The 16,978-nt window shown below is 66.4% G+C and carries 17 protein-coding genes and 1 pseudogene; 12 read left to right on the plus strand and 6 right to left on the minus strand.

Annotation, left to right across the window (positions count from 1 at the left end; translation table 11 throughout):
• Positions 1–16: 16 nt before the first annotated feature.
• Positions 17–943 (minus strand): annotated as a pseudogene (locus tag NMLP_RS06710) (formate/nitrite transporter family protein); the annotation flags it as partial.
• A 95-nt stretch (positions 944–1,038) separates the two neighbouring features.
• On the opposite strand from NMLP_RS06710, the gene NMLP_RS06715 reads away from it, so the two are divergent.
• Entirely contained in the window at positions 1,039–1,515 is a 477-nt protein-coding gene (locus NMLP_RS06715) for a universal stress protein (protein ID WP_015409370.1), read from the plus strand.
• 23 nt (positions 1,516–1,538) lie between these two features.
• On the opposite strand, the gene hmgA is transcribed toward NMLP_RS06715, so the two are convergent.
• Positions 1,539–2,747 carry a hydroxymethylglutaryl-CoA reductase (NADPH) gene (hmgA, locus tag NMLP_RS06720; RefSeq protein ID WP_015409371.1) on the minus strand — a complete coding sequence of 403 codons (1,209 nt, stop codon included), beginning with the start codon at positions 2,745–2,747 and terminating at the stop codon, positions 1,539–1,541.
• 232 nt (positions 2,748–2,979) lie between these two features.
• On the opposite strand from hmgA, the gene nadA reads away from it, so the two are divergent.
• The 5 genes from nadA to NMLP_RS06745 all read left to right on the plus strand — a co-directional run bounded on the left by nadA (position 2,980) and on the right by NMLP_RS06745 (position 8,412).
• The gene (gene nadA / locus NMLP_RS06725) at positions 2,980–4,122 is read left to right on the plus strand and encodes a quinolinate synthase NadA (protein ID WP_015409372.1); all 1,143 of its coding nucleotides are present in this window, start codon (positions 2,980–2,982) and stop codon (positions 4,120–4,122) included.
• Positions 4,119–5,708, plus strand: a complete 1,590-nt coding sequence (locus tag NMLP_RS06730) for an L-aspartate oxidase (RefSeq protein ID WP_015409373.1) — start codon at positions 4,119–4,121, stop codon at positions 5,706–5,708. Before nadA ends, NMLP_RS06730 begins: the two co-directional genes overlap by 4 nt.
• 4 nt (positions 5,709–5,712) lie before the next feature.
• Positions 5,713–6,522, plus strand: a complete 810-nt coding sequence (gene nadC / locus NMLP_RS06735) for a carboxylating nicotinate-nucleotide diphosphorylase (protein ID WP_015409374.1) — start codon at positions 5,713–5,715, stop codon at positions 6,520–6,522.
• A gap of 139 nt (positions 6,523–6,661) precedes the next feature.
• Positions 6,662–6,886 carry a DUF3311 domain-containing protein gene (locus tag NMLP_RS06740; protein ID WP_015409375.1) on the plus strand — a complete coding sequence of 75 codons (225 nt, stop codon included), beginning with the start codon at positions 6,662–6,664 and terminating at the stop codon, positions 6,884–6,886.
• A complete protein-coding gene (locus NMLP_RS06745; RefSeq protein WP_015409376.1) occupies positions 6,883–8,412 on the plus strand; it encodes a sodium:solute symporter family protein in 1,530 nt (509 codons plus the stop codon). The genes NMLP_RS06740 and NMLP_RS06745 overlap by 4 nt, the downstream gene beginning before the upstream one ends.
• A 54-nt stretch (positions 8,413–8,466) precedes the next feature.
• On the opposite strand, the gene NMLP_RS06750 is transcribed toward NMLP_RS06745, so the two are convergent.
• From NMLP_RS06750 to NMLP_RS06760, 3 genes are all read right to left on the minus strand, one after another.
• Positions 8,467–9,060, minus strand: coding sequence for a DJ-1/PfpI family protein (locus NMLP_RS06750; RefSeq protein WP_015409377.1), 594 nt, complete (start codon positions 9,058–9,060; stop codon positions 8,467–8,469).
• Between the two features lie 121 nt (positions 9,061–9,181).
• On the minus strand, positions 9,182–9,601 hold the full coding sequence (locus tag NMLP_RS06755; protein WP_015409378.1) for a GtrA family protein: 420 nt from the start codon (positions 9,599–9,601) through the stop codon (positions 9,182–9,184).
• Entirely contained in the window at positions 9,602–11,029 is a 1,428-nt protein-coding gene (locus NMLP_RS06760; RefSeq protein WP_015409379.1) for a sulfatase, read from the minus strand. It lies immediately after the preceding gene.
• A gap of 307 nt (positions 11,030–11,336) precedes the next feature.
• Here NMLP_RS06760 and NMLP_RS06765 point away from each other — a divergent pair, with 307 nt between their 5' ends.
• The 3 genes from NMLP_RS06765 to NMLP_RS06775 all read left to right on the plus strand — a co-directional run bounded on the left by NMLP_RS06765 (position 11,337) and on the right by NMLP_RS06775 (position 13,582).
• Positions 11,337–11,549 (plus strand): YgaP family membrane protein, encoded by a 213-nt coding sequence (locus NMLP_RS06765; RefSeq protein ID WP_015409380.1) that lies wholly within the window; start codon positions 11,337–11,339, stop codon positions 11,547–11,549.
• Between the two features lie 277 nt (positions 11,550–11,826).
• On the plus strand, positions 11,827–12,597 hold the full coding sequence (locus NMLP_RS06770) for an SDR family NAD(P)-dependent oxidoreductase (protein WP_015409381.1): 771 nt from the start codon (positions 11,827–11,829) through the stop codon (positions 12,595–12,597).
• Between the two features lie 88 nt (positions 12,598–12,685).
• A complete protein-coding gene (locus NMLP_RS06775) occupies positions 12,686–13,582 on the plus strand; it encodes an HFX_2341 family transcriptional regulator (RefSeq protein WP_015409382.1) in 897 nt (298 codons plus the stop codon).
• 15 nt (positions 13,583–13,597) lie between these two features.
• On the opposite strand, the gene NMLP_RS06780 is transcribed toward NMLP_RS06775, so the two are convergent.
• Positions 13,598–14,074 carry a chemotaxis protein CheW gene (locus NMLP_RS06780; RefSeq protein WP_015409383.1) on the minus strand — a complete coding sequence of 159 codons (477 nt, stop codon included), beginning with the start codon at positions 14,072–14,074 and terminating at the stop codon, positions 13,598–13,600.
• A gap of 153 nt (positions 14,075–14,227) precedes the next feature.
• On the opposite strand from NMLP_RS06780, the gene NMLP_RS06785 reads away from it, so the two are divergent.
• The 3 genes from NMLP_RS06785 (at position 14,228) to NMLP_RS06795 (ending at position 16,971) form a co-directional block, all read left to right on the plus strand.
• The gene (locus tag NMLP_RS06785; RefSeq protein WP_015409384.1) at positions 14,228–14,530 is read left to right on the plus strand and encodes a DUF5785 family protein; all 303 of its coding nucleotides are present in this window, start codon (positions 14,228–14,230) and stop codon (positions 14,528–14,530) included.
• Between the two features lie 234 nt (positions 14,531–14,764).
• A complete protein-coding gene (locus NMLP_RS06790) occupies positions 14,765–15,523 on the plus strand; it encodes a GTP cyclohydrolase III (protein ID WP_015409385.1) in 759 nt (252 codons plus the stop codon).
• Between the two features lie 89 nt (positions 15,524–15,612).
• On the plus strand, positions 15,613–16,971 hold the full coding sequence (locus tag NMLP_RS06795) for a substrate-binding domain-containing protein (protein WP_015409386.1): 1,359 nt from the start codon (positions 15,613–15,615) through the stop codon (positions 16,969–16,971).
• Positions 16,972–16,978 lie beyond the last annotated feature (7 nt).

The raw sequence follows: 16,978 nt of genomic DNA on the forward strand, positions 1-16,978 counted from the left end.
TCGTCGGCTTGTCTGTCGGGACGTACGTCCGACCGACGCTGCTGCCGCCGACAAGTTCCCGGAGCGATAGCTGCCGTTCGACGCCGTCCTCGCGGGTCGACTCGACGCGCCGTTCGGTGGTCTGGAAGTAGTTGACGAGGGTGACGAGGACGACGCCGCCGACGGTGTTACCGAGGAGGACGGGGAAGACGAAGCCGACGAGACCCGAACGGAGGGCTGCCTCGCCGAGGAAGACGAGATACATGAGTTCGGTGAAGGAGACGACGACGTGAAACAGGTCCGCAAGCGGGATCAACAGAAAGGCGGTGTAGATCAAAAAGAACCGCGAGACCGTATCGCGGGCGGCGAAGTCGAGCCAGACGACGCCGGCGACAATCAACCCCGCGAACCCGGCCTTGAAAAACAGATCAAAAAAGCCCGTCTCGACGCCCTTCCGCGAGATGTCGACGGCAACAGCGGCCGTCTCGGGCGAAAACACGCCCGTCCGCGCCAGGATCAACGCCCCGAACAATCCCCCCGCGAAGTTTCCGACTGCGACGACGACCCAGGTCCGAAACAGCGCGGGGAGACTCGCCAGCCGCTCCAGGACGAGCGCGACGGGCGGAACCGTGTTCTCGGTGTAGAGTTGATAGCCGCCAAGGATGATGTATATGAACCCGATCGGGTACAGCATCGCCGCGAGTACCGGGTTGTCCGTTTTGGCGGTCATCGACGAGTAGATCAAGAAGGTGAGCGTGATCGCAAAGCCCGCAGCCAGCGAACTGAAAAACAGCTCCCGCGTTCCGGTGTCGATCTCCTCGTCGGCGGCGGCGATGATGCGCTGGAACACCTCGTCGGTCCCGAAACGGTCGCGAACGACCTCCCCGACGGCGGGCGCGCCGCTTCGGGACCGTTCGACGGCGTCCCTGAGCGACTCCTCGTCGGCACCGGGTTCGTCGTCCATCGGATCGAGTTCCCCTTCGACACCGGAGTTTAAAAACACCGTCCATCGACGGCGCGAACCCCGCGGTATTTTATTCGGGCAGACGTGGACGGCGTATGGCGATCGAAACCCTCCTCGCCGCGATCGGTCCGAACGACGGCAGCCGGACCGACGAGTTGATCGACGCCGTCGTCGACATCGTCGAACCGACCGACGCGAGCGTCGTCTTGCTCCACGTTTTCAGCGAAACGGCCTATCGGGCGGGAATCGAAGAAGCCGGGTTCGACCCGGACGCTCCGCCATCGCCCGGGGAACTGGCCTCGCGGCTCGCCGGGGTCGATGCCGTCGCGGCGGCGCTCGGGGACTCCGGCCTTGAGTACGACATTGTGGGTGAGATCGGCGACGAAAAGGAGACGATACTGCGGGTCGCCGGCGATACCGATGCGGATCTGCTGTGCGTTTCGGGTCGGAAGCGGTCGCCGACCGGTAAGGCAGTGTTCGGCAGCACGGTCCACGAACTCATGATGGACGCACCCTGTCCGGTGTTGTTCGTCCGGGAGGGCCTCAGCGGCGACGCGGGGACGGCCGATTGATTGGTCCCGGCGGGTCGCGCCGATCACCGGCCCAGTTCCTCGTGAGCGCTCGCGAGGTGATTCGAGGCCAACGCGCCGAGCAGCGAGAGCTCCCCGGCCAGCGCCGCCGTGGTGATGACCTCGGCGAGCGCGTCCGCGTTCGTGCCGGGCGGATTGCCACCGCCACGAACTCCGACGACGTCGAGGCCCTCGCGCTGTGTCGGGAGTTTCGTCCCGCCGCCGACGGTTCCGAGTTCCAGGGACGCGATCGTGAGGCTCGCATAGAGATGTCCGTCACGAACGTCGGCGGTCGTGATCGCGTTCGACCCCTCGACGACCTGGGCGATGTCCTGGCCGGTGGCGAGAAAGGCGGCCGCGACGGTGTTGGCCGCGTGGGCGTTGAACCCGAGCGAGCCCGCCTTGGCCGATCCGACGAGGTTCTTTCTGGTGTTGGCCTCGCTGATGGCCTCCGGGGTCGTCCCGAAGTACCCCTCGACTACCTCGCGTGGGAGCACCACGTCGGCCGCGACGGTCCGGCCGCGTCCCTCGACGCTGTTTATCGCCGCCGGCTTCTTGTCGCTGCAGAGGTTGCCCGACAGGGCGACGAGGTTGGCCGGGGTCTCGGACTCGACGGTTTCGCACGCGGCCTCGGTCGCGATCGTGGCCATATTCATGCCCATCGCGTCCTTCGTGTCGTAGGCGAACCGGAGGAAGACGTTGTCTCCGACGACGTAGGGCGTCACATCCCGCAACTCCCCGTGGCCCGTCGTCGACTCGGCGGTGGCCGCGAGGCGGTCGGCGTTGTCCCTGACCCAGGCTGCGGTTTCGCTCGCCTCGGCGACGCCCTCGACCCGGAACACCGGCGCGCGGGTCATAGCGTTTTTTAATACTCTCGCCGTGGCACCCGCGGCCGCCCGCATCGCCGCACAGCCGCGGTTGACAGAGGCGACCAGCGCACCCTCGGTCGTCGCGAGCGGGAGATACGGCTCGCCCGCCACCGCGGCGCCGTCGACGGCGACCGGGCCGACGACGCCCATCGGCACCTGCGCCGCCCCCACCATGTTCTCGATGTTGGGTTCGGCGGCGGCGGCGTCGAAGGCGTAGGCCCCAGTAGTTTCGAGATCCGCCCCGGTCTCGTCGGCGAGGAGCCGCCTGCGGGCCGCCGTCGCAACGTCGGCGTCGGCGTGCTGTTCGAGTTCGTGAAGCCGCAGATCGCCGTCCTCGACGGCGGTGACGAGTTCGTCGGTATCCATACCGGCGAGGTCGGCTGCCTGTGACTAATGGCTTCCGTCCCGCAGAGCGGCGGTTCTGTCGTTATTTATCGGCAGGTGGGGCATAATACACCGAACTGCCAAGAACGCTCATCGACACAGACGGAGCTTCATGCCGCATTTTCTAAGCAAGATCGCTCTTTCATAGGCTTTTTGAAGACAAATATTTATCAATACAGAGCACTGTGTGTCTGGATACATCCGGAGACCGATAATGAACGAAATGGAAACGGCGGACCTCGAAACGGACCTCAGCCTGTTCAAATACGACCATCTCGAGCAACTCCCGCCCGCGTACCGGACGCTGGAGGAAACAGAGCGCAGCGACCGCATCGCGGCCGCAAAGGCGGAACTCGGCGACGACGTCGTCGTGCTCGGCCACAACTATCAGCGCCGCGAAATCGTAGAGCACGCCGACTTTATCGGGGACTCCTACGGACTCTCGAAGCGCGCCGCCGAGGCCGACGCGGAGTACGTGATCTTCGCGGGCGTGACGTTCATGGCCGAGTCGGCCGACATCATCACTGACGACGACCAGACCGTACTCCTGCCGTCGATGGAGGCGTCCTGTCCCATGGCCGGGATGGCCGAGGCGCTACAGGTCGACGCTGCTTGGGCGGAACTCACCGCCGTCGTCGACGACGACACCGAGATCGTTCCCATCACGTATATGAACAGCTACGCGGACCTCAAGGCGTTCTGTGCGGAGCAGGGCGGGTTGGTGTGTACGTCGTCGAACGCCCACCGCGCCTTCGAGTACGCCTTCGAGAACGGTGACAAGGTGTTGTTTCTCCCGGACAAACACCTCGGGACGAACACGGCCCACCGGCTCGACCAGGGGGACGAAACCGTCGAGTGGGACCCCTGGGACGCCGAGGGGACGGACGCGAGCGAAATTCGCGAGAACGACATCCTCCTGTGGGACGGCTACTGTCAGGTCCACGAGCGGTTCCGGGTCGAACACGTCGAGCAGATCCGAGACGACCACCCCGACGCGAACGTGATCGTCCACCCCGAGTGCCGACGCGAGGTCGTCGCGGCCGCCGACGAGGCCGGCTCGACGGCCACGATCCGCGAGACGGTCGAGAACGCCGATCCCGGCGATACGTGGGCGATCGGGACGGAGATCCACCTCGCGAACCACCTCGCCCGGTGGCATCCGGAGGTGAACGTGCTCCCGCTGTGTGGCGACGCCTGCATGGACTGCAACGCCATGCGGCAGATCGACCCCAACTACCTGACGTGGGTCCTCGAGGGACTGGTCGAGGGGCGCGAGCGAAACGTCATCGAAGTCGCCCCCGAGGAGAAAGCGCGGGCGGAACTGGCCCTCGAGCGAATGCTGGAGATCCAGGGATGACGGCGCGAACGACGGACGTACTCGTCGTCGGATCGGGCATCGCCGGCTGTGCGGCCGCGCTCGCCGCGGCCCGCGAAGGGGCCGAGGTGACGGTCGCCTCGAAAGCGACCCGCCCCGAGGACGCCTCCTCGTGGTGGGCCCAGGGCGGCATCGCCGTCTCGAGGGACGACCCGGAGCGGTTCAAACGGGACATTCTGGACGCGAGCGACGACACCGCTGACCCCGAGGCGGTCGACGTCCTAGTCGAGAACGCCAACGACGCCGTGGAGGACGTGCTGTTGGGGACCCTCGACGTCAGGTTCGATCGCACGGCGTCCGGCGAGGAACCGGCGGCGTCGACAGACGGGCACGCGGCGGGACCGTCGACGCGCGAAGGGTTCGATTTCGGCCGCGAGGCCGCCCACAGCGACGACCGGATCCTCCACGTCGACGCCTCGACGGGCGAGGCGATCCACGTGCCGTTCCTGAATCACCTCGATGCACACGAAAGCGTCGAGATCCGCGAAGACACCGCGGCGCTGGAGTTGATCCGCCACGAGGGACGGGTGTACGGCGCGATGCTGGAACGCGGTGGGGAGGTGGTGCCGACCTTCGCCGGCGCGACGGTGCTCGCGACGGGCGGTGTCGGCGACCTCTACCCCGGTTCCACCAACCCGGCCGGCACGACCGCCGACGGCATCGGGATGGCGGCGCTGGCCGGCGCGGACGTCGCGGATATGGAGTACGTCCAGTTCCACCCGACGGTGTACACCGGGGCGGCACACGGTGCGGCGGCGGGCGAGGAAGACACCGGCGGCGACGGCGGGCAGTTCCTCGTGAGCGAAGCCGTCCGCGGGGAGGGTGCTGTCCTGCGGAACGGCGACGGCGAGCGGTTCATGCCGGGCTATCACGAGGCCGCCGAGCTTGCCCCTCGCGACGTGGTCGCCCGTGCGGTGACGGCCGAGCGCGAGGCGACGGGCGAGGTCCGTCTGGACGTCTCGCCGCTGGCGTTCGCCGAGTCGTTTCCGGACCTCGCGGCACTGTGTGCTGACAACGGCGTCGACTACGCCGACGGCATCCCGGTCGCGCCCGCCGAGCACTTCCTCTGTGGTGGGGTCACCGTCGACGACTGTGGGCGGAGTTCGCTAGAAGCGCTCTACGCGGTCGGCGAGACGGCCTGTACCGGCGTTCACGGCGCGAACCGCCTCGCCTCGACGAGCCTGCTCGAAGGGCTCGTTTGGGGGCTGCGTGCCGGTGCCGACGCGGCCGGCCGCGAGCCGACGACCGTCGAACCCCCCGAGTTGCGGGACCGGGACCCGGCGCTACCGGAGGGCTTCGCCCGCGAGAAGTTCCACCGGCTCCGTCGCGTGATGGCCGGAGATGTCGGGCTCGAACGCAGCCCGGCGGACCTCAAGCGCGCCCGGTCGGTCCTCCGCCGGCTCAAGGGCGAGGTCGACGCCTACGTCCGCACGCGGACCTCGCGGTCGCTGTACGAACTCCGTCACGCCGTCACGGCGGCGCTGTTAATCGCGCGCGCCGCCGGCGAGAACGACGAGAGCGTCGGCACTCACTACCTGATCGACGCCCCGGAGGCGAGCGCCGACTGAGTCGATGATTCCGACCAGTACGATCGAGGCCTGGCTCCGCGAGGATCTCGGACACCACGACGTGACGAACGACGTCCCGGGGGAGACCGAGGGCCGGCTCGTCGCCACGGAACGCGGTGTCGCCGCCGGCATTGAGGCGGCGACGCAGGTCTTCGAGTATCTCGGGGTTGAGTCCTCGACAGCGGTCGGCGCCGGTGACCGCGTCGACGCCGGCGACGTGGTGTTCCGGACGGAGGGACCGGCCCGGGAGACACTCCGCGGCGAACGCGTGGCGGTCAACGTCGCGGCCCACGCCTCGGGCATCGCGACGCGGACCCGAACGGCACTCGAGGCGGCCCGCCGCGTCTCCGAGGACGTCGCCGTCGCCGGAACCCGGAAGACGACGCCGGGGTTGCGCGGGGTGGAAAAACGCGCCGTCGCGGCCGGCGGGGGCGACACCCACCGACTCGACTGCTCGCACATGGTGATGATAAAGGACAACCACGTCGCCGAACTGGGGATCGAACGGGCCGTCGAGCGGTTCCGCGAGCGCGCCTCGTTCGCGACCCGGATCGAGGTCGAAGCCGAAACCGAAGCCGAAGCGCTCGCGGCCGCCGAGGCGGGTGCCGACGTCGTCTTGCTCGATAACATGATGCCGGCCGAGACGGCGGCTACCGTCGAGGTCCTTCCCGAGGGTGTCGTGACCGAGGCCAGCGGCGGAATCACCATCGAGTCGCTCCCCGAATACGCCGCGACGGGGGTCGACGTCGTCTCGCTCGGATCGCTGACACACAGCGCCGACGCGCTGGACCTCTCATTCCGGATCGGAGAGTGAGGACGGCGGTGGGCGCGTCGACCCCGCCAGGACGGTAACGCGGGCGTCCGGCCTATTGAAGAGTATTTATCTTCAAAACGCGGTTCGGTCGGCAATCGATGTTTCTTAATACGAGTAGCTACAACTACTTTTCGACAACATGGCTTCGACAGCCGAACGGTACGGATGGGCGATGGTGATGGCGCTGCTCCTCGCGCTCGCGATCCCGTGGTTCCTGTGGAGCGTCGACCGTCTCGTTTGGGGACTGCCGCTTTGGCTGTGGTGGCACGTCGGGTGGATGCTCGCCGCGTCGGTCGTCTTTTGGGCGTTCTCCCGGCGTGCGTGGGGAATCTGGATCGTCGACGCGGGCGGTGAGACGGCGTGACCGCGAGCCTCCAGATGGGGATCGTCGTCGGCTACCTCCTCCTCGCGCTCGGGGTCGGCCTCGCCGCCTACCGGGTCACCGACCGCGCGGCCGAGGACTTCTACCTGGCGAGTCGGACCTTCGGAACCGTTGTGTTGCTGTTCACTGTCTTCGCGACGCTGTTGTCGGCGTTCACCTTCTTCGGCGGGCCGGACACCGCCTACGCCTTCGGGCCGGAGTGGATCCTCGTAATGGGGCTGATGGACGGGCTCATCTTCGCTCTTCTGTGGTACGTCGTCGGCTACAAACAGTGGCTGTTGGGACAGCGCTACGGCTACGTCACGCTGGGCGAGTTGCTCGGCGATCGGTTCGGTTCGCGGTCGATCCGCGCGCTCGTCGCCGGCGTCTCGCTGTTTTGGCTGTTCCCGTACGTCATGCTCCAACAGATCGGCGCGGGCGGGGCCTTGGCCGCCCTCACCGACGGGACCGTCCCCTTCGCTGCTGGGGCGACGCTGATAACGGGCTTTATGATCGCCTATGTCGTGTTGGCGGGGATGCGCGGAATCGCCTGGACGGACACCCTCCAGGGGGCGTTCATGCTTGTTGCGGTCTGGAGCGCGCTGTTGTGGGTGCTCGTCGCCGTCGACGGCGGGGTCGGCACGATCAACGCCGGCCTCGCGGCGACGAACCCCGAGTTCCTCGCGCTCGGCAGCGGGTTTTACACCCCGGGGACGATGCTCACGTTCGCGATCTCGATCGCCTTCGGCGTGGCGATGTTCCCACAGGTCAACCAGCGCTTTTTTACCGCCGCCTCGGAGACGGTGTTGAAACGGTCGTTCGCCCTGTGGCCGCTTCTCGTGTTGTTGCTTTTCGTCCCCGCGTTCCTCCTCGGCACCTGGGGCCGCGGCCTCGGCCTCGAGGCGGACATCGGCGCGGGCGAGAGCATTCTCCCGGTCGTCCTCGCGGAGTACACCCCGGCGTGGTTCGCCGCTCTCGTCGTCGCGGGCGCGATCGCCGCGATGATGTCCTCCTCGGACTCGATGTTGCTGTCGGGATCGTCGTATTTCACCCGCGACATCTACCGCCCGCTCGTCGACGACGGGCTCTCCGAGACGGCGGAGGACCGCCTCGGACGGGCCGGCGTCGTCGCCTTCGCGGTCGGCGCCCTCGCGGCGAGCGTCTGGGCCGAGGCGGAGGCCTTCGGCGCGGCGACGGTCGGATCGATCCTCGTCGACATCGGCGACCTCGCGTTCGGCGGGTTCGCACAGCTCGCACTCCCGGTCGTCGTTGCGCTGTACTGGCGGCGGACGACGGGGACCGGACTCGCTGCCGGCGTCGTCGCCTCCCAGATCGCCTACATCGTCTTCAACTTTCTGCCGGAGACGGGCGTCGGCTCTCTCACCCTGTTTTCGGACGCGTATCTCGGGTGGGGGATCTCGATCTACTGTATGCTCTTCGGCCTCCTCGTGACCGTTGCCGTCTCGGCCGCCACGGCGGCGAACCCCGAAGCGAACGTCGACGATCATTTCGGGCTCCGGGCGGACTGACGCGAGCGCCCGTTTCGACCGAACCGCGCTCGTGTCTCGACCGTTCGCCCCGGCTCAGTCGTCGGCCGCCGCGAACGCCTCGCCGTGGCTCACCTCGTCGCCGAGGAGGTCCATGAACGCCGAGAGCCACTCGGGGTGATCCGGCCACGCCTGCCCGGTCACGAGGTTGCCGTCGGTGACGACGCCGTCGACCCACGAACAGCCCGCGGCCTCGCACTCGGCTCTGACCGCCGGATAGGCGGTGAGTTCGTAGCCCTCGAGGACGCCGGCAGCGGCGAGGATCTGTGGGCCGTGACACACCGCCGCGACCGGCTTGTCGGTCTCGAAGAAGTGCCGAACCGCCTCGAGGACGGGCTCGTGCGTCCGGAGGTACTCGGGGGCGCGCCCGCCGGGCACACAGAGGGCGTCGTAGTCGCTCGGCTCTGTTTCGGCCATCGTCGCGTTCAACTCGAAGTCGTGCCCGCGGGACTCCATATACGTCTGATCGCCGCGGAAGTCGTGGATCGCGGTCTTGATCGTCTCGCCGGCTTCCTTGTCGGGACAGACGGTGTGGACCTCGTGGCCGACCATCTCGAGCGCCTGAAACGGCACCATAATTTCGTAGTCCTCGCCGAAGTCACCGACGATCATCAGGATTTGCTTGCCCATTGGTATCACCATTCTCCCTGTTGCACGAGCGATAAATAAACCCCTGTGTCGGGCGGGATTGTGGCGCTCCGAACCCCCGTATCCGGCGGAACGGCGGCGTTGCACCGGACGTCCCGACCTCTCACCCCCACGTCCAGCGCGCGTCGAGTACGTACCGATAGATGCCGCTGAGGACGATCGCGACCGCGTTCGCCGCCAGGTACGGAACGCTCTGCCATTCGACGAGGACGTAGAGGACGGCGAGTTGGATCGGGATAGCCGTCCCGCGGACGAGGTTGGTCTTACACAGGCCGACGACGTACTCGACGGGACCGCTGTTTCGCATCGCCCGGAACGTCCAGGCGTTGTTGAGCACGTACGAGAGAACGATGGTAATTTCGATGGCGACCAGCGCGCCGACGATGTAGTTCACGCCGGCCCCCTCGACGAACAGCCAGAGCGTCCCCATCTGGACCCCGGCAGTGAAGACGCCGACAGCGACGAACCGGCGCAGGCGGGCCGCAAGCGGGCCGACGAGGAGGCTTCGGAGAAGCGACCGCATCTACCGGTAGCCGAGCGCTTCGAGGCGCGCCCCGAGGTCGTCGTCCATCTCGTCGCCCCGGTCCGTCCGCCCCGTCCGCAGCGTGGCGGCGTGGGCGTCGGCGATCTCCGCGAACTCCCGGAGGACGTCGCGTTGTGTCGGCGTCGGGTCCACAGAGAGGTCCTCCTGTTGGGACGGGTCGGCGGATCGGGCGTACAGCTCCGTCACCCCGGTCTCTGTGTTTTCGATGTACGTCCACTCGTCGTCCCGAACGCCTACGAGCAGGTCGCCGTCGTCGAGCGAGCGCGGGATCGGCTGTGCGGTCACCTCCTCACCACGAACCGTGACGGACACGACCGGGTCGTCGGCCGGGGCGTCCCCCTCGAACACGCCCGGGGCTAGCGACTCGCCGTGCCAGGCGTCCGGCGAGTCGACGCCGGCGAGATCCGCGACGGTCGGCGGGATGGAATCGAGACCGACCTGCCCCTCGACCCGGCGGGCGGGCGCGCCGGGGACGTCGACGATCAGCGGCACGCGGATCAGTTCGTCGTAGAGCTTCGGGTAGTGCGCGAGGTGGCCGTGCTCTTGGAACTCCTCGCCGTGGTCGCCCGCGAGGACGACGGCCGTCTCGTCGGCGAAGCCACCCTCGGAGACCACGTCGAGGAGTCGCCCGACGCTGGCGTCGACCTGCCGGGTGGCCGCCCGATACAGCGTCCGGAGCTCCGAGAGCGTCCGTTCGTCGACGTCCCACCCCAGCCCGGTCCGGGTGTGGGCGTGCAACATCCGGTGGGTGCCGACCCACCCCTCGGAGACCTCGCGGATGTACCGCGGGGCTGGAACGTAGGGCGTGTGGGTGTCCATGTAGTGCACCCAGAGGAAAAACGGCGAGTCGGCCGACCGGAGGAACTCGCTCGCGGCGTGTTCGACGTCGAACATCCGGGAGGTGTCGAGGAACGGTCGATCGTCGGCCGTCCCGCGGAGCCACGACCCGAGACGGCGGGCCGGCGACATCGCCAACTGGAGCCACGCCTCGACCGTCGGATGGGTGGCGAGATAGCGGCTGTAGATGCTGGAGCCGACGCTCGCGACGAACGGCTCGAACTCGTCGAATCCCTCGTCGTAGCCCCAGTGCTCCGTGAGAAACCCGTTCGCGGCGTTGAATCCGCCCGTCGAGACGCCGGCCTCCGAGAGCGTCGACGCGAGCGTCGGGGTCTCGGCGACCCCGATCCGGTCGGAATCCGCGAAGACGGGCCGGGAGGCCATGATCGACGGGAACGAAAACGGCGTCCAGTTGCCGGTCGCGAAGGCGTCCTCGAAGACGGTCCCGCGCTCGGCGAGCGCGTCCATCTCGGGGGTGTGTCGCTCGGGGTCGTACGCGCCTATCGCGTCCGCTCGGAGCGAATCGACGGTTATCAACACGACGTTCGAGATGTCTGTGTCACGTGGCATGATCGTCGGTCGTAGCCGCCGTCGGTGTTCGTCCGAGACGGGGAGACGCGGGATCCTCTCTTCCCGAGCGCCAGTCGGCGTACGGTGGGTGTCGGTTCGCGTGCGGTGGATGTCGGTTCGCGTGCGGTGGATGTCGGCTCGCGTTCGGCATCGGCGCGTACACGCGCTGAATCCGCCGAAACGTCCGACGCGATACGCTTATAACGACCAGTGGCGGCTTTATGGTTTCGGTATCCTAGACGGGACCGCCCCGTTCGGCCGATCCAGTGGGTCAAGATACAATACGCTCGGCGCACAACCATACGGTATGTCGGTATCAAAGAACGTCGGCGGCCGTGACCGCCTCGTCCGGGGAGTACTCGCAGCCGTGCTGACCGTGATAGCCATCAAGACACTCACAAGCGGCAGGCGACGGACCGCGGTGCTCGCGGCGATCGGCGCGCTCGGGTTCGGGTTCAACGCGACGACGTGTTACTGCGGGACCAACGAGGCGCTCGGCATCGACACGACTGGGGAGTGACACCCTCCCGGATTTACTTCCGTGGTCATAGACCGTGCCCACGACGGAGTGGCTCCCAACTCGTTGCCCCGCACGGTTAGCCTGGGTCCGTGTCAGTCCGCCTCCGACCGAAATAGCAGGCTTCAGCTGTCTTCGCACTATATCGGAACGTGTGGATCGGCTGGGATCAGAGTGGATGATTTTGTTTCCGGATGTTATCCGATATATTACTGTAGCTATACCCGGTAGGGTTGCGGCCGCCAGGCAGCTTAATACCATGCATCTACATTAGCTGGTAATGCCTGGTTTCAACTCGGATTTCGAAGACACCGTAGCGCTCGTCACGGGAAGCAGTCGTGGTATCGGTGCCGCGACAGCCCGATTGCTCGGCGAGCGGGGTGCCGATGTCGTCGTCAACTACAACTCTAGCGCTGACGCCGCCGACACGGTCGTTGACTACATCAGGACCGCAGAGGGCGAGGGCGACGCGATCGCCATCCAAGCTGACGTTCGAGTCCGCGACGACGTCGACGCGATGGTGGCGGAGGCAGAGTCGACATTTGGCACCGTCGACGTCTTGGTGAATAATGCAAATATGTCGTTCCCATTCAAACCGTTCTTAGAGCAGTCCTGGGCGGAGTTTTCCGCTAAGTTCCAGGATGAACTTCGAGCGGCATACAACTGTACTCAGGCTACCGCACCGGCGATGGCTGACCAGGGTTACGGCCGCATCGTCTACGTCTCCAGTGAGGCCGCTCGTAACCCTCAACCGACGTTCAGCGCGCACACGACGGCGAAGGCAGGACTTAACGGACTCGCCCGCGCTGTGGCCACAGAATTAGGTGGAGAGGGCATCATCGCGAACGTCGTTTCGCCGGGGCTGGTTCGGACCGAGGCGAGCGAACCGTATCGAGCGGAGTTCGACGACGAGGTCCGGGCGCAGACCCCGCTAGGGCGCATAGCCGAGCCCGAAGACGCGGCCCGAGCAATTGCCGTATTCGCTAGCGATGACGCCCAGTTTGTTACAGGGACGTACACGCCCGTCAACGGAGGTTTGACTGTCGAGTGATCGGGCTGCCGGTTCGCACCAGCGGCACCGGCCCGAGGCCGTGTTGGAGACCTCGTGATTTTTACCTATCTCGATTCCATGTCCAAGTATGCAGACCCACATCGTGCCGGTCGGGTTCGACTACGACCGGTTGATCGCGCCGTTGGTGCGGGACCAACTCGACGTCGATCGGGTCGTCCTGCTCGAGGGGGCGGTCGGCAGCGAGGCCAACGTCGAATACTCGAAGAACCTCGCGAGCAAACTCGAGAAGGACTTCACGAACCTGCTCGGCGCCGAGACGGAGGAGTACGTCGTCGAGGACGTCTACGACTACGACGCGGCCTTCGAACAGGCGTACGCGCTTATAAATGGCGAGCTCGACACCGGCAGCGAGGTGTGGGTCAACGTCTCGGCGATGCCGCGGACGGTTTCGTTTGCCTTCGCTACGGCCGCCCACTCGATCATGGTCGAACGCGAGGGCGACCGCGACCGGATCCACACCTACTACACCGTCCCCGAAAAGTACCTCGAAACCGAACTCGCCGAGGAACTCAGAAACCAGTGCGATCTCCTCGAGTCGGTCCTCGGGGGGGACGTCGACGACGAACGGGTCGCCGAACGGCTGGAGACCGGCCGCGAACTCCTCGAGGAGTTCGACGAGCGCGGGACCACCATCGGCGCCAAGCGCTTCGGCGACGGCCACATCATCGAGCTCCCGGTCGCCTCCTTCTCGAACGTCAAACCGTTCGAGGAGTTGATCCTCTTTACGCTCGGCGAGCACGAGGAGTTCGAGTCGGTCTCGGAGCTCGCGGGGACGCTCGCCCGCGAGCTCGGAGAGGAGTACACGGACTCCTTCCGGTCGAAGGTTATTTATAACGTCGATCGGCTCGGCCCCGGCGGCAAGGGGTACATAGAGCGCGAGGAACACGGCAACTCCTATCGGACGCGGCTCTCCCGGATCGGGGAGCTGTGGGTCCGCTCGCACGCCGACCACTCGGAACTGTGAGCGCCCGCGACGCGGTCACCGATCCGGTGTCACGTCCGTGGCCGACCCCTCGTCCGCGAGCGCCTCGTCCATCGCCCGCGGGTCGATCCAGACGACGAACCCGGACTCGCGTTTGATCAGTCCTTTTATATGCTCGCCCTCGATCGGGGAGTCGTCGACCGACTCCGCGTCGAGATCGGAGACCTCCTCGACGCTGTCGACGGCCCACCCGATCGAGCGCTCGTCCTCGAAGATATCGGAATCGAAGATGACGATCCGGTCGCCGATGTCGCCGTCGGTCCCGAGGCCGACCTTCGGGTCGACGATCGAGGTAGTGTTTCCCCTGAGGTCGATGACGCCCTCGACGTGCGGCGGGGAGTTCGGGATGGGCGTCAACTCGCCCATGTCGACGATCTCGGTCACGTAGTCGATGCTGACGCAGTACGTCTCCTCGCCGAGGCGGAACTCGAGTACCTGTTCCGCGTCGAGGGCAGGGGCCGTTTCGGTGGACATGGCGTCTCGTCCCTGCTTCGCCGCCGGCCCTACTTAATACTGCGAGCGTTTCACCGATGGATACGCCGACGGGTCGGGCGGTCGGCGGGTCGACGGGTCGGGCGGCGCGCCGAGAGCGGAAACGCTTTGATGCCGGCTCCCGCAGCCTCACGCATGGAGTGGCCCCACGACCCCGACGGCGAGGAAGGCTCAGAAGGGATGCGAAAGTACGGTCAGGCGGTGCTCGCGAAGAAACTCGACGAAGAGGGTGACTTCCCGCTCTCGGCCGCGGAGTTCGTCGACGACCACGGCGACGAACCCGTCCGGTTGAACCACACCCGCGTCGTCAGCGTGGCCGACATCTTCGACGTCGTCGAGGAAGACGAGTTCGAGGACATCGTCGCCTTCCACCGCGCCGTCGGGCGCGCGATGCGCGATCACGACATGTGGGAAGTCGACGTCGACGCCCACGCCTGAGACTGGCAGGCGGACGCGCCCGGCCCGGTCGACGAATCGCCCGCCACTCGCCCCGTCGTGTGGCTCGAACCGCGTGCGCTGTGCCTTCGGTAGTGCGTGACGAGTCGGCAACACCGGCGCTTTTTGCGTCCTCCGGCCGGATCGTTCGTTCCGGGCGCCGTTCTCCGGCTTCCGACACCGGCGGCATCGTCGCCGATGGCAAGGCAAATATCGGCCGGCCGCGAACGTCGGGACGTGACAAACGCCCAGGTAACGCTCATCCAGATCGACAACTACGGGCCGTGGACGGTAACCCCCGAACCGCGCCGTGAGGTCGACCTCCAGACCCTCCAATCGCGGCTGTACGCCGACCTCTCACAGCTTGTCGGGAACAGGGAGGGCTACGTCTTCTTCACCCGCTTCGACAACATGGTTGCCGTCACCAACGGCCTCGACGCCGCCGACCACGCCCTGATCCAGGAGTCGGTCGGCAACCGGTATCCGGTGACGGTGAGCCTGAGTATCGCCGTCGATTCCTCCCCGGCGGCGGCGCTCGGGACCGCGACCGGCCACCTCCAAGACGCCGGCAGCGCCCAGGACGGCGACCGCCGGGAGATTCTCCGCGGCGACCCCCTCGACGACGCGGCCAGAACCGACGGAGACGTCCGGATCGCCCACTTCGACGTCAACGACGCGACCGGCAAGTACACCGACCAACTCAACGAGTTCGACTCCTTCATCAACATCGAGCAGGGGTACGCCGAACTGATGCGTTATATGCGAAACGCCCACGAGTCGCTGTCGTTTTTCGTCGGCGGCGACAACATCATTGCGGTGTGTAACGACGTTGACGAGGCCGGCTACCTCGACGCCGTCGGACACGTTCGGGAGGCCGTCGGCGTCGATTTGAAAGTCGGCGTCGGAACCGACCGGACGGCCCAGGCCGCCGGGATGGCCGCCAAACACGCCCTCGAGACCTGTCGGGAGGAGTGCACCGACGTCGAGTTTGCGTGATCGCCCACCGTGTCGAACGCGGTGAGCCGAGCACCACCGATGAACGCGTGGATACATTTATTTCAGACCACCTGTAATAAACCGGTAGTATGTCGAGAAAGATAGACAGACGTGACGTACTGAAAGGAGCCGGCGTTACCGGTCTCGCCGCCCTGGCCGGGTGTACCGGCAACGGCAACGGTACCGGCGGCAACGGCAACGGTACCGGCGGCAACGGCAACGGTACCGATACCGGCGGCGACTCCGGCAGCGTAGACGTCGACGTCATCAACGTCATCGGGTACCCGGAAGACGGTAACACGCTGTTCCGAAACTACTACGAGCTGAGCGACGGCAGCGAGGACATCATTGTTCCCGACGGCCTCCGGGACGGAGAGCTCCAACAGCAAGTCGGAAACCCGATGGAGAACGTCGTCGGGACAGCACCCGCTGCGGGCGGTCCCGCACAGGAGGCGTTTAGCGGCCTCTACGAGAACGAGTACGGCGAAACCCCCGGGGTGTTTACGACACAGTCGTACGACTCCGTCGCCGTCGGCATCCTCGCGAACGTCGCGGCGGGAGAAAACAGCGGCACCGGTATCCGCGATCAGATGCGGAACGTGGCCAACCCCGACGGGATGGAAGTCACTCCCGAGAACTTCGTCGAGGGCGTCGAGGCCGTCGCCAACGGCGATCCGATCAACTACCAGGGGGCGTCCTCGGACGTCAACTTCAACGAGGCCGGCGACCCGGCCAACGCCGCCTACGACGTCTGGGAGTTCACCGGCGACGGCGGGACGGAGGCGACAGACACGCTGAATTTCGAGGGCGATAGCCCGGACGGTGCTGGTCCCTCCGCCGACACGATCGAGGGCGGGCTCGGACGGACCGTCGACATCGGCATCCTGCTCCCGGAGACCGGCAACCTCGCCTCGGTGGGCGAGGGAATGATAAACGCCGCCGAAATCCCGGCGATGCAGGTCAACGAGGCGGACGTCGACATCGAGGTCGAAACCCAACTCGAGGACACGAACACGGAGCCGAACACGGGCATTCAGGCGGCGAACTCGCTGGTCAACGCGGGCGTTCCTTACATCTGTGGGTCGGCGTCCTCTGGGGTGAACGTCCCGGTGGCACAGCAGGCGCTCATCCCGAATCAGGTCGTCGGCTGCTCGCCGTCCTCGACGGCGCTGTCGGTGACAAACCTCGAGGACGACGACTACATATTCCGGACGGCACCGTCGGATCTGCTACAGGGTCGCGTGATGGCACAGGTCGCCTCAGAGCAGCTCGGCGCCGAAGTCGCGACGACGCTGTACGTCAACAACGACTACGGCCAACAGCTCTCAGAGCAGTTCGCCAGCGTCTTCGAGGCGGACTTCGGCGGGACCGTCGAGGCACAGGTGGCCTACAATCAAAACGAGGACTCTTACACCTCGGCCATCCAGGAAGCCATCGGCGGTAACTGATCGGGTT

This window comes from Natronomonas moolapensis 8.8.11 (assembly GCF_000591055.1).
In the GTDB taxonomy this organism is placed as follows: Archaea; Halobacteriota; Halobacteria; order Halobacteriales; family Haloarculaceae; genus Natronomonas; species Natronomonas moolapensis.